The 13,310-nt window shown below is 37.6% G+C and carries 12 protein-coding genes; 8 read left to right on the top strand and 4 right to left on the bottom strand.

Going from position 1 to position 13,310, the window contains the following annotated elements; genetic code table 11:
- Positions 1–58: 58 nt before the first annotated feature.
- Entirely contained in the window at positions 59–967 is a 909-nt protein-coding gene (locus MKY29_RS18730; RefSeq protein WP_340880529.1) for a LysR family transcriptional regulator, read from the bottom strand.
- Positions 968–1,123: 156 nt separating this feature from the next.
- Between MKY29_RS18730 and MKY29_RS18725 the strand changes: the two genes are divergently transcribed.
- The 5 genes from MKY29_RS18725 to MKY29_RS18705 all read left to right on the top strand — a co-directional run bounded on the left by MKY29_RS18725 (position 1,124) and on the right by MKY29_RS18705 (position 6,747).
- Positions 1,124–2,197, top strand: a complete 1,074-nt coding sequence (locus MKY29_RS18725) for an extracellular solute-binding protein (RefSeq protein ID WP_340880528.1) — start codon at positions 1,124–1,126, stop codon at positions 2,195–2,197.
- A 39-nt stretch (positions 2,198–2,236) separates the two neighbouring features.
- Positions 2,237–3,997 (top strand): ABC transporter permease, encoded by a 1,761-nt coding sequence (locus tag MKY29_RS18720; protein WP_241600070.1) that lies wholly within the window; start codon positions 2,237–2,239, stop codon positions 3,995–3,997.
- The gene (locus MKY29_RS18715; protein WP_241600068.1) at positions 3,960–5,048 is read left to right on the top strand and encodes an ABC transporter ATP-binding protein; all 1,089 of its coding nucleotides are present in this window, start codon (positions 3,960–3,962) and stop codon (positions 5,046–5,048) included. The genes MKY29_RS18720 and MKY29_RS18715 overlap by 38 nt, the downstream gene beginning before the upstream one ends.
- Positions 5,049–5,057: 9 nt before the next feature.
- Positions 5,058–5,675, top strand: coding sequence for a metallophosphoesterase (locus MKY29_RS18710; protein ID WP_241600066.1), 618 nt, complete (start codon positions 5,058–5,060; stop codon positions 5,673–5,675).
- A 397-nt stretch (positions 5,676–6,072) separates the two neighbouring features.
- On the top strand, positions 6,073–6,747 hold the full coding sequence (locus MKY29_RS18705; protein WP_241600062.1) for an AlkZ-related protein: 675 nt from the start codon (positions 6,073–6,075) through the stop codon (positions 6,745–6,747).
- 470 nt (positions 6,748–7,217) lie between these two features.
- On the opposite strand, the gene MKY29_RS18700 is transcribed toward MKY29_RS18705, so the two are convergent.
- Positions 7,218–7,760 carry an NADPH-dependent FMN reductase gene (locus MKY29_RS18700; RefSeq protein WP_241600060.1) on the bottom strand — a complete coding sequence of 181 codons (543 nt, stop codon included), beginning with the start codon at positions 7,758–7,760 and terminating at the stop codon, positions 7,218–7,220.
- Positions 7,761–8,417: 657 nt separating this feature from the next.
- Here MKY29_RS18700 and MKY29_RS18695 point away from each other — a divergent pair.
- Together MKY29_RS18695 and MKY29_RS18690 are read left to right on the top strand one after the other, a co-directional pair.
- Entirely contained in the window at positions 8,418–9,053 is a 636-nt protein-coding gene (locus MKY29_RS18695; RefSeq protein WP_276517623.1) for a 3D domain-containing protein, read from the top strand.
- Positions 9,054–9,224: 171 nt separating this feature from the next.
- Positions 9,225–9,980, top strand: a complete 756-nt coding sequence (locus tag MKY29_RS18690; protein WP_340880527.1) for a 3D domain-containing protein — start codon at positions 9,225–9,227, stop codon at positions 9,978–9,980.
- 130 nt (positions 9,981–10,110) lie between these two features.
- Here MKY29_RS18690 and MKY29_RS18685 read toward each other — a convergent pair whose 3' ends face one another.
- Together MKY29_RS18685 and MKY29_RS18680 are read right to left on the bottom strand one after the other, a co-directional pair.
- The gene (locus tag MKY29_RS18685; RefSeq protein WP_241600058.1) at positions 10,111–11,136 is read right to left on the bottom strand and encodes a FecCD family ABC transporter permease; all 1,026 of its coding nucleotides are present in this window, start codon (positions 11,134–11,136) and stop codon (positions 10,111–10,113) included.
- Positions 11,136–12,176: a FecCD family ABC transporter permease gene (locus MKY29_RS18680; protein ID WP_241600057.1), complete on the bottom strand. Its 1,041-nt coding sequence runs from the start codon at positions 12,174–12,176 to the stop codon at positions 11,136–11,138. Before MKY29_RS18680 ends, MKY29_RS18685 begins: the two co-directional genes overlap by 1 nt.
- 122 nt (positions 12,177–12,298) lie before the next feature.
- Between MKY29_RS18680 and MKY29_RS18675 the strand changes: the two genes are divergently transcribed.
- A complete protein-coding gene (locus MKY29_RS18675) occupies positions 12,299–13,291 on the top strand; it encodes an ABC transporter substrate-binding protein (RefSeq protein WP_093495938.1) in 993 nt (330 codons plus the stop codon).
- The last annotated feature ends 19 nt before the right edge of the window (positions 13,292–13,310 follow it).

Genomic DNA, 13,310 nt, shown 5'->3' with positions numbered 1-13,310 from the left:
TACCAAGTACTAAAACAATTAAGACTAGCGCCCAAGCTTTATGAGAACCTAATACCTTTTACTGTCCAGGGACAACCTCTGGAAAAGATTCCTTTAGGAATTTTAGGAAATCTTGCATCATCGGACTAAAATGTTGATTTTTTCGGTAGATCAAATAGATATATCGCTCGTTTACATAGTTAGGTAAAGGTTGGGTAAAGAATCGACCTTCTTTTATTTCTTTTTCTACACTTAACTTCGGAAGGATAGCGACACCAATGTTAAGCTCTACTGCTTCTTTAATCGTTTGAATTGAACCGATTTCCATGATGATATTGAGTCGGATACCGTTTTCGAGCATCCACTTTTCTGCTAATGTGTGACTTACTGCCTGTTTTTCATGCAAGATAAAAGCGTACTGGGATAACTCAAATGGCTTTATATTCGTTTTGATTCGCAACGGATGATCTTTATGCATGATGAGAACAAGTTCATCTTCCATGATTGGGATGATTGTTAATTCGGGGTCATATAGCTTTCCATAAGCAATGACACCGAGGTCCAATTTATAGTTTTTAACCTCTTCTAAAATAGTAGGTGCTTTATGTACGACTAACGAAATATACATACGATTATGCTCTTTTTGAAATTGTGCTAAATACGGCGGCAAAATATAAGATGCTGTCGTTTGACTGGCGCCAAGCTGTAATTTACCGCGCTTATTATTTTTATAGTCATTCATTACTTGTTCAGCTTGTTCAGAAAGCTGGATTATTTGGTGAGCATAATGATAAAATGCTTCCCCGGCATCGGTTAGAATCCAACGTTTCAACTGAGGCTGTTCAAATAACTCCACACCTAACTTCTCCTGCAACCCTTTTAAATGGAAAGTCGCAGTCGGTTGTTTTATTTTTAATAACTCCGCAACAGTACTAAGCTTTCCAGTCTGCACTGTTAAGACAAATACGTTTAACTGTTGTAAATTCATCACCAAGCACCTACTTTCTTTGTTTAATATAGATAAAATCTATGGGTATATCAATATAATTCAGTATTATTTAATAAATCATTTACATTCCCTACATATTCTATTAATCGCCTTCCGTTACTCTAAGGGTAACAAAAATTGAAAAGAGGTAGAGGAATGAAAAAACATTATTGGTTATTATCTGGATTAGCAGCGTTAATGTTAGCAGGATGTTTGTCAGATGTAGAGAGTAAAACTGCAGAAGAAGCAAGTGCTGAATCTCCAGAGTCAACAGAAGTCATGGAAGATCAAACAAAACAAACAGAACCACTTGTAGTGTATTTAAATGACTTTGATGAATTAATCGAACCTTTATTTGAAGAAGCATCAGGCTACGATATTGAACTAGTTAGTGGTAATGGTGCAGAAGTACAATCACGCATTGAGGCAGAAAAATCAAATCCAAATTGGGATGTTGTGTGGCTAGATGGTCAAGGCTCTTTTGCCAGATGGGAAGAGGATGGGATTTTACTAGAGAATATATCGTTAGAAAATGAAATAAACTTAAATGAGTTTGGAGAATCACTTGTACCGACATCGAAAGCATACTATCCAACAGGTGCACATGCAGCAAGTGTCATCGTCTACAATACCAACGAAATATCCGCTGAGGATGCTCCTAAAACATGGGAGGACTTAACAAACTCTAAGTACAAAGGTGTTGTAGGTATGGCAGATCCTGCAGTAGCAGCACCTGCATATCCATTCGTCGCTTGGTTTTTTGAAGATTTAGGAATGGATGGCGGGAAGGAATTCTTCACAAAGTTATTTAATAACGGTACAAAAGTATATCCAAAAAATCCGAACGTTGTTGAGGCATTATTAAGTGGAGATTTAAAAGTAGCAGCGCTTCAAGAATCTAATGCTTACAAAATGAAACAAGACGGAGAGCCAATTGAAATCGTATGGCCAAAAGAGGGAGCACCAGCTTCTGTACGTTATGCAGCTATTAGTAAAGAGACTGACCAAGAAGAAGTAGCGAAAGCATTTATTTCCTTTCTATTAGAAAAAGAAACACAGGAAGAAATGATTTCAGCTGGTACAGAAGGTTACTTTACATCTCCGGTGAAAGAAGTTGCGAGCCCAGAAAATCGTCATCAGGAAGCACCACTATTTATAGCTGATCCAGCTAATGCTGCCAAAAATGAAGCAGAAATTAAAGAATGGTTCGCCGACCAATCTGTTCAATAAAGCTTATGGAAATCTTAAATAAAGAAGGTACAATTGCATATGCGTAATTTCTTTCAAAATAAGCACACTGCTCCAGCCATGCTGGGGTGGGGTGTTGTCATTATATTATTCATCTTAATTTTACTTCCACTTTTAGCAGTTCTCATCCAAATATTTTTACCTGGTATTTTTTTCGGGAAGCTCGACTTTGCGGGCTTCGGGCTTGTATTTGAGATTTTCGAAAGGAAACTGTGGAGTAAATCACTGACGAATTCTCTTATGTTAGCGACAGGCACCGCTGTTTTAGGTACTATACTCGGTACAGCATTAGCAATAATGCGTACATCGAGAGCATTTAAAACGAAATTTGCGCTTGATTTTACTGCGTGGGCATTATTGATATTACCATCTTTTATCATGGCGCAGGGTTGGGTTTTGTTTTCAAGTGGTAAAGGTATCGCAGCTAACGTATTTGGAATGGAGTGGGTAACCGATTTAGTGTTTCAACCAATAGGTCTCATATTTATAATGACTCTTTGTAAATTTCCATTTGCTTATTTAGCTGTAACGGCTGCACTAGAATGGAATGTTTCACAATATAATGAGGCGGCACGTCTAAATGGGGCTTCTGGCTGGCATGCGTTACGAACAGTGCAAATCCCATTAATGATTCCAGCATTATTATCTGGTGCTGCACTTATATTCATGGATACTATAGGAGACTTTGGTTTGCCAGCTTCTCTTGCTGCTGTCTATAGTTTTCCAACACTTTCTTATTCCATTTATACATCCTTATACACTGCACCGATTCGCTTTGATATGGCAGGGATTTTATCATTCTACTTAGTGGCAATCATTGTTGTAGTTATGCTATTTCAATTATTTATTCTTCGAAAAGGTGATTTTTCATTCATCACAGGACGTGCAATTCGAAAAGAGCCGTTACAAACAAAAAATAGCTGGATCTATGATGTTATTAATAGTCTTTTTTTAGTAGTTGCACTTGGTATTCCAATTGGCAGTAGCTTACTGGTTTCGTTTATGGATAAGCTTGGAGATGGTGTTTCGCTAAGTAATTTTACGTGGCGACATTATACGGAGCTACTTAACATAGATTCTACGATTTTTGTAGGACTGAAAAACTCCATAGTTATTGCGGCTTTTGCAGGTATGATTGGTCTTGTTGTTGGCATATGTATTGGGTATGTATTAATATTTACCGATTTCAAATACCGCGCAATGATCGACTCACTTTCGGTTATATCACTTGCTGTACCTGGAGTAGTACTAGGAATTGGCTATATTTTCATTTGGAATCAACCATTTTTAGAAAGCATCCATCTGCATTTATATGGGACACCCGCCATATTAGTTCTAGCTAGCATAGCAGGGGCTATTCCAATTGCAGCTCGACTTATGATTAGTTCCATGACGAAAATCCCTTCCAGTTTATTGGCTTCTGCTTCAGTTCAAGGAGCATCATTATATTATCGGATTCGAACAATACTGTTGCCATTGATGCGTGCTTCCTTGCTCACGGCAGGCTTAACAGCATTCGGGACGAGTATTTTTGATTTGGCAATTACATCCATTTTATATCCGCCGAATTTTGTTACATTACCAGTAGCGATCAATAAGGCATTTGAAGATTTAAATTATGGATTTGCAACAGCTGCAACCATTACGAGTGGCACACTTATCATTGTTATTATGATGGCATTTAAATGGTTCGTTGAAAAAGGGTTTAGCCTTATGTTACGAGCAATAAAAAAGGAGAAAAAACATGTCATTACAGATTCAAAATGTATCAAAGAAATTTAATCAATTTCATGCGGTCGACAAGGTCAGTTTTGCTGTCCAACCAGGAGAAATCGTCAGTATCTTAGGCCCATCTGGATGCGGTAAGTCTACTCTTTTACAAATTGTCGCGGGATTACAATCATTAGACGAAGGGGAAATCACCATAAACGGTGAGGTTATTTCATCGTCACATTTCACATTACCCCCTGAAAAACGCGGTATTAATATGGTTTTTCAGGATTACGCATTATGGCCTCATATGACTGTTCGTCAAAATATTTTTTATGGCTCAAAGGTTCGAAGGGTGAACAAGCAGGAGCAATCGGAGAACCAAAAATTTTTATTTAATCTCCTTCAATTAAACGGATTGGAACATCGCTATCCTAGCGAACTTTCTGGTGGTCAGCAACAGCGTGTAGCAATTGCACGTGCATTATCAACAAAGCCTGAGTTGTTACTACTTGATGAACCACTGTCTAATTTAGATATGCAGCTGCGTTTTGAAATGCGGAATGAATTATCTTATTTATTGCGAAAGCTTGGTACTACAGCTCTACACGTCACACATGATCCAGTAGAAGCGTATGCTTTGGCGGACCGTATTTTAATGCTACGGGATGGTAAAATCGAACAATTTGGTACGCCTATGGAAGTGAGGCAAGCCCCAGCCTCTTTATGGGTAGCTGGCTTGCTCGGGATGAATAACCGTCTGCAAGCAGTAGCTATAAATAGCAATACAGTAAGAATAGGTGCATCCATCCTGCATGGGATCGGCACACTTACAGTGAATGAGGATGTCATTGTAGTAATGGATTCAGAAGCATTGAAATTAGAAGAACAACAAATAGATTCACAACAGAATACTTTAAATGGACGTGTGACACATTCTATTTTTGAAGGACATCGATGGCGTATTATGTTGGAAACAGCAGGCGGCCGTTTAACTGTACTCCATGATGTGTCAGTAGAAGTTGACAGGGATGTAATGGTGTCCTTCGATCCGAGTGATACATTTTTATATAAACAACCAGAACAGGCAGCTACTCCTTTTCTAGTAAATTCAGGAAAGTAGGTGGATGTTTTGGTACGTATTTTGGCTATTTCGGATATTCACGGACACGTCGATGCACTTCATGTATTACTGAAGTACGCAAATTACCAATCTGATCAAGATGAATTGTTTTTAGTAGGAGATTATATAGATAAAGGTCCAAATAGTGAGGAAACATTAAAGGCAGTGGAGCATTTAGTCCAAGAGGGGGCCAATGCCATTATGGGAAATCATGAGAAATGTGCACTTGATGATATCGCTATTGGAAAGACTGCATGGATAAAATGGAAAACCTTTTTACAAAGTCTTCCACTTTATATTGAGAGGAAGCCATTTTTATTCGTCCATGCTGGCATTCGTACTGGAATACCCCTCCATGAACAAAAAATTACGGATTTGCTCACGATACGAGAACCTTTTTTCAATCAGCCAGTTCAAGAAGACGTAACAGTCGTCTTTGGACATACGCCAACTAACCGACTAGGTGTAAACGTTGGCTCCCTGTGGAAGCAACAAAAGAAAATCGGAATTGACACTGGTGCGGGTCAACAGCAATATCTTAGCTTAATCGACTTAACCAATAGCTTACAATACCGTATACTCCTAGCAAATCAGTTAGATAGCCAAGTAGAGATTTTATCATTTTAGCTTGACACTGCTAGATAATTTTAGGTAACGGGTCCAATACAATTTAGACTAGTATTCAAGTGGAGAAGCTTCAAAAATATAAACGCTTCTAAGTACCGGATACCCCATTCACACAAGATTCGCGCCGTTGCAAACACGGACTACCTGAGCTTAGAATTTTTCATAAGAAACCAAAAGGTCTTCAGAATGTGATTATTCCGAAGGCCTTTTGTCGTCAATTCGAAAAGTGAATGCAGTTAACATACCTGCAGTAAGTGCGTTATGTATATTATATCTTCGCATCCCAAATGTCATAACAATTAAAACACCGTTCGAAAACCGTGTTTTAACGATATCTTTATTTTCAATGAAAATATTTAATATATGTATAGTAAATTTTTAAAAGGAGCTGTAGAAGTTGGTAGATTATAAGGTTAAAACCTATGAAGAAGCTATACAAGTAATCGATGAGCTTGGGTTGCTACCTCTTGCATCCTTAGTGCCTGGTTATCCCTCGTTGAATAGCATAACTTTAGAAGAAAACTGGCACTCTGATACAGAATTTGATCCTTGGATATGGAGGACTAAATTTTCGTCTGACGGCATTGCAGGTTACGGGAAATTTATTAAGAAGAAATCAATACTAGTATCTCCTAAACTTCTCCCATACCTAAAAATAATTTTGGGATCTGATGAATCGATTGAAGACCGTTATTTAAGTGGAAATGTATCACGGGAAGCATATAGTTTATATAAGATTATTGTTCAAGAAGAGGGAATAGATACGAGAGCATTAAGGTCAAAAGCAGGACTAAAGGAAAAAGAGAAAAAGAAGCTATTTGAAAACGCATTATTAGATTTACAGGGAACAATGGATATTGTAATCTCGGGCATCCAAGAAAAAAAGAATGAAAATGGAGAAACGAATGGTTGGAGTAGTACCGCCTTTGAAACATATGATTCTTGGACAAGCAGAAATAAAATAGCGAGTATGGATATAAATAGAGAAGATGCCAAGAAGTATCTTTTGGCTCACTTTTCAAATGTTTGTAGTAATGAATCCTTAAACAAATTCGAGAAAATTTTTAGATAGACTGTCCCTGTGTAAGAAGAGGCTGGGACAAATGTAGAAATTTTATTGGATAAGGAGAAAGCTTTACCGAATTATGGATATTTAATAAAGTTGATTGGAATGGAGGGGCGACTCCTACGGGAATAGCGTGACGCCTGAGACTACAGGCTCAGGCCACGCCCGTGGAAAGCGTCCCTGGAATGGAAATCAATTTTGTGCACAGTAAAAAACAGCATTTTTCTCACAGAGAAAAATGCTGTTTTGGGGTTCTGTCCCAGCCTCTTGAACTTTCGTGTTTGTTTGCTGCACAGGGGAAAATTATTCTATAAAAGCGACAGCGCGAACAGTAATACCTTGAAGTTTTTCAGCTTCCTCCAACATATATGCTACAGCTTGAATGGGATCTTTATAATCGGATACGTCTATTAGAAAAAAATAATATTATCCCTTAAACTAGAAAACACCTCTTATACAGAGGTGTTTTAGCATTATTATAAGTAATTTTTCATCCATTCTTGGAAGTTAGCAATTACTATATCGATAAATTCGATTGTTGATTTGTCTGTTAATTCACCACTATCATTAAATTTTGTATGCGCTGCTCCAACGTATACTTCGTTCATTGGTAGTAAAGGTGAATTTAGTCCACTCGCGAATAAAATATCACGTAGGTGCATTTGAGCTTTTACTGTTCCTAGAACACCCATAGAAGCTCCCATAATCATAGATGGTTTTCCATTCATTACTTTATCTACACGGCTCATCCAGTCAATTGCATTACCTAATACACCTGGAATTGTAGAATTATATTCTGGTGTTACCCAAAGTACTGCGTCTGCTGCTTTTACTTTAGCTTTGATGTCTAATACTTCCTGCGGTGCATCCAGTTCGATATCTTGGTTATACATTGGGATTGGCTTTAAGTCTAAGATTTCTAGCTCAAACTTATCTGCATAGCGTGCTTGTACATGTTTTGCTAGTTTTAAATTGAATGAATCTTCACGGATACTTCCTACGATTGCAACTACTTTCATGATGTGTTCCCTCCAAATTTCCCTTGTAGTGTGTGACTTCTTGTTATTAACGATGACACAATACATTTCTTAGCGGTGCCTCTAATTTGAGTAGCTGATTTTCATATTGTGCCATGTCTTTGCCTCAGTCCTTTGTTAGTATAGAAGGTTACTAAAAGTAAGTCAAAATATTTGGCTCGAGTTTTTCTATTTAGGTATTTAAGAAAATAAAAAGAATCTGTAGTGGCTTCGTCTGGAAAAGATTGGATTTTACTTATAGTTACTTTTAATCCATAAAACTTTCAGTGCAATGAAGAAAAGTATCTTATACACTTCTTTTTATGAAAATGCAGAAATGCAAACAGTTCCAGTGGTGACTTCTCCTATTCCTAATATTACCTCTATGAATTTCAATTATTTTTGGTTCACTTCTTTTTATGAGTTAAAAAATTATTTTCTATATCGCAAAAAGATATTTCCATATAAACCCTCGTATAAAAAACATTTTTAGATGCACGTTATAACAGTCGACACAATCAGAATTTAGAAAATCTAGTAGACCATTTACTTTTGTTTGAAAGCAATCTATTGCCACTTGTAAACAAAAAGGTTTGTATCATTCATTTTTGGGGCAATACATATAAGGGATTATTGAAAATGTAAGATGGGGGTAGAACTTTGAAGATTAAAATTGCGATTTTTACATTATTTTTATTAAGCATGACTTTTTCTACTGCAAGTGCAGTAGAACCATTATTGGGGCAATATAATTTAGCGAATGAAGATATGGATGAAAATCTTATCTATGAGGAAAGTTCTGTAGTTCTTCCGGATCCGTCTATTCATACAGTTGTAGATGGGGATAACTTATATGATATTGCGTCTACATATAATATTTCGGTTGATTTACTTATGGAGTGGAATGGATTAGCCGACCACGTGATTTATCCAAAAGACCAGCTAGTATTAAGTAGTGATACTACACTAGAAAAGCACCCAGATACTATACCGCCAGAAGGGCCTGGAATAGAGATGACAGTGGAGGCAACTGCTTATACTGCCTACTGTTATGGCTGTATTGGAATAACAGCTTATGGTATCGATTTAAGATCGAATCCAGAAGAGAAAGTAATTGCAGTCGATCCGACGGTTATTCCGCTTGGTACTAAAGTGTGGGTAGAAGGGTACGGAGAGGCAATTGCTGGAGATACTGGTGGTGCTATAAAGGGGAATAGAATTGATGTGTTTATTCCTACCTATGATGGTGCAATTGAATGGGGCAGACAGGAAATAACACTTAAAATAATGGAGTAGTCCTATGAGACAAACTATGTGTTTATAACGCCATTTTTCCAAACAGATTCTAGTTGTTTGGGAGGATGGTTTCTTTTTATTTTTTTAGAATGTTTGTTTTTGTAAGTTTTTGGGCAATACTTAGTCAAATTTAAAAGTGATTGAAAGATTGCTTGTAAGGAGGATTTAGTATTGAAAGCAAAAACGATGTTAATGATTTTAGTCATTACTTTTTCGATGAGTTCAGTAACGTATGCTGCTGACCCTTTTTTAGTCGCCACGACTGATGGAGAAGGATCTGATATATTTAAAGCAGATATTGAGACAGATTTTATTTTTTTCGATGATGCATTAAATCTGGAACTAGCTTATGATATTCTTTTTGAGCCTACAAAATATACAGTGAAAAAGGGTGATAATCTATTTCGGATTGCACTTGAGCATAGTATTTCATTGGAATCGCTAGTGGAATGGAATAATATTGAAGGGGATTTAATCTTTCCGGGGGACGAGTTGCATGTAAGTGATAAGGGAATCCCTAAAACTGTTAATAAAGTAGCAGCTGCATCAACTGTAGCTAGAAGTTCTCCACCTCCTGATCCGGTAGAAGAACCGAAAGTAACCGTATCATCTTCTATAGTTGAACCAGCAAGTTCCGGAGAAGAGATGATTGTTACCGCTACAGCCTATACAGCTTATTGTGAGGGGTGCTCAGGAACAACTGCATACGGAATTGATTTGCGAGCCAATCCCAATCAAAAGGTAATAGCCGTCGACCCTCGTATAATACCACTAGGTACAAAAGTTTGGGTAGAAGGCTATGGAGAAGCGATAGCTGGTGACACTGGAGGAGCTATTAAAGGTAATAAAATTGATGTTTTCATTCCTTCATATGATAATGCTATTGCTTGGGGAGTCAAAGAAGTGAAAATTAAAGTTATCAATTAAACTCAAAAACAGATCAGTGATTATAAGCTGATCTGTTTTTTTGTTTGATTCTCTATTAAAATACGAATGAACCTTATGGAAAGCAAAGTTGACGGTGTAAGAGTATCCCTATTTACTTTGTAAAATTCCTTCATGTAGTTTTTATAAGCAAATAAATAAAATAAGGTGCACCAAGTACTGAGATGACGATTCCAACAGGTAATTCCATCGGTGCTAAAATGACTCTACCAAGTGTATCTGCTAGTAGTAGTAATAGTGCTCCCAGCAAAGCTGATAGTGGCAACATTTTGGAATGTGAGGCTCCAACTAAGCGTCTAGCCATATGTGGGGCTATTAAACCAAGAAAAGTAATACCTCCTCCAACTGATACACAGACACCAGCTATAGCTACAGAGATAAATAGCAAAAAACGTCGTTCTTTTTCGATATTTGCACCTACACCTATAGCGATAGAGTCTCCAAGCTTTAATACATCCAATACTCTAGATTTGTAAAGAACTAGAGGAATTAGTACAACTAACCAAAGGAAAATCATCCACACAAACGTCCAATTCGTCCCCCAAATACTACCAGAAAGCCAAACTATAGCTTTCATAAAGTTAATCGGCTCCATTTTCATTTGAAAAATGGTTAGTCCTGCTCCAAATGCTGCATTGATTCCAATTCCGACAAGTATAAGTCTAACTGGTGTTACTCTTCCATTTTTCCAGGAAAGAATGTAAATAAGGAATGCAGCAGTAAAACCACCGATTAGTGCTGCGAATGGCATGACGAAAATAGAAAGCCATCCGGTCATAAATATAGTTCCTTGGAAAAAGTACATATAAAGAACGACTGTAAAGCCTGCACCGGAGTTGATACCAAGAATACCAGGATCAGCAAGTGGGTTTTGTGATATTCCCTGCAAAATAGCACCTGATATTGAAATTCCCAAACCAACAAGTAATGCCATGAATATTCGAGGTAAACGGAACTCGAATATAGTCAGTTCATTTTGGGGGTTACCATATCCAAATAATGTGGCAATAACATCAGCTATCGGGATTTTCATATAACCTGCATTAATACTTATAAGGACGGCAACAATGATTAAAGCAAAGGTCATTATCATAAGAAATTTATATTTTGCTTCATTTTTAGATAAAGTATTTGTCATTATAGTCCTCTCCCTTCTTTACGCGCTAGATAGAGGAAGAACGGTACACCAATAAGGGCAGTAATCGCACTAACAGGCGTTTCAAACGGGGGGTTCACCATACGTCCGACGATATCTGCAGTTATCAATAATATCCCGCCTAATATAGCAGAGCAAGGAATTATCCAGCGATAATCGACTCCTACTAAAAATCTAGTGATATGAGGAATTACGAGACCTACAAATCCAATCATACCAGCAATGGAAACTGCAGCTCCTGTTAAAAGAAGAACGGCGATTGTCCCCAAAAATTGTATGTAACCAGTTCGCTGACCAAGTCCTTTTGCGACATCTTCTCCTAAACTTAACACAGAGATAGAACGAGACAGGATTAATGCTAATATAAGCCCCACAACGATAAATGGAATAGCAAACAAAATATGCTGAGGCTGAATACTAGAAACACCTCCAGCGTACCAATAGCTGATGTCCTTCGAGACATTAAACTTAATACCAATAGCTGTTGATAGAGAACTAAGTAGGGATGTAATGGCTGAGCCGACTAGCGCTAATTTCACAGGGGTAACCCCACCCTTAGCCATAGCGGAAATTCCAAATACTAAGCCAGCCCCGAGACCTGCTCCAACGAAAGAGAACATCATTAAGCCCAAATAACTTATACCTGGTAAAGCCGCAAGAGCAATGGCTATTAAAAATGATGAACCAGAGGTAACACCCATTATGGATGGAGAGGCCAAAGGATTTCGTGTCATCCCTTGCATAATTGCTCCAGAAACAGCTAACGCTGCTCCTACACAAATAGCAGCAATTGCACGAGGTAGTCGAAGTTCACGGATAATAACATGTGAAGAATTGTCTGGGTCAAAATGAAAAATGGCTTTCCAGACATCTTGATAACTTAAGTTAGATGCACCAAAATTTATGGACACAATCATACTAAGTCCTAATAGCACAATGCCGATGATAATGACGGCGGAGCTAGTGAAAGGATTTTTAAATTCTTTTGTGGTTTTTTTGAGATTCTTTGATTTTGTATTCATATGTATCATTATCCCCATCATTCGCAAAAATAAATATTGACAAATGAAAGATTCTGTATTCTAATTGAAATCGAGAATCATTATCAATGAAGTAATTATAACATATGAAAAAGGAGATTAACATGAAAAATTTACTAGGTAAAAATAAGTGGCTGCAATTAGTTGGAGCAGGCGCGTTGGCTTTAACATTGGCAGCTTGTGGTGATGAAGAGAAGACAGACAATCAGACTTCGACAGACCAAACAGAACAAAAAGCTGACACACAAGAAAGTGATACTCGTACATTGACGGATGCGATGGGCAATGAGGTAGAAGTACCAGCTAACCCAAAACGTGTACTAGCTTCATACTTAGAAGATAATTTAGTTGCTTTAGGAATAACACCTGTTGCACAATGGAGCGTAAAAGACGGAGCTAGTATCCAAGGATACTTAAAAGAGGACTTAAAAGACGTTCCAATGATTCCACATGACCTGCCATTCGAAGCGGTTCAAGAATATGCACCAGATTTGATCATAATGGACTCAGCAAGTATGGTAGAAGGCGGTAAATACGAGCAGTACAGTAAAATTGCTCCGACATATGTAATTGGTACAGAAGTAAATAACGACTGGCGCGATGAACTAAAACGTGTAGGGGAAGTATTTGGTAAAGAAGCAGAAGCCCAAAAGGCATTAGAAGATTATGATGCAAAAGCTGCGGAAGCTAAAGAAACGATTGAAGCTGAAGTAGGAAATCCTTCAGTAGCAGCAGTATGGCTAGTAGGCGGGAAATTCTTCGTAGTAGGAGAAAATCTATCTAGTGGAGCTGTAATGTACGGTGATTTAGGATTGAAGATACCTGCAGTAGTGAAGGAAATCTCAGCAAGTGCAACTGGTAACTGGAGCGAAATCTCTTTAGAAAAATTGGTTGAGTTGGATGCAGAACATTTATTCTTAATCAACAGTGATACAACAAGTGGTTCAGCTGCTCTAAGTGATGCTTTATGGAATAGTGTACCTGCAGTAAAAGCTGGAAATGTATATGAGTTCTCACCAGATGAAAGCTGGTTATATACTGGTACAATCGCAAATGAACAAATTATCGATAATATTTTAAAAAGTATTGTAAAATAATTAAGCAAAAGCTCTCTCC

Origin of the sequence: Psychrobacillus sp. FSL K6-2365 (assembly GCF_038003165.1) — a bacterium.
Lineage (GTDB): Bacteria > Bacillota > Bacilli > Bacillales_A > Planococcaceae > Psychrobacillus > Psychrobacillus psychrodurans.
This window is presented reverse-complemented; position numbering and strand designations above follow the sequence as displayed.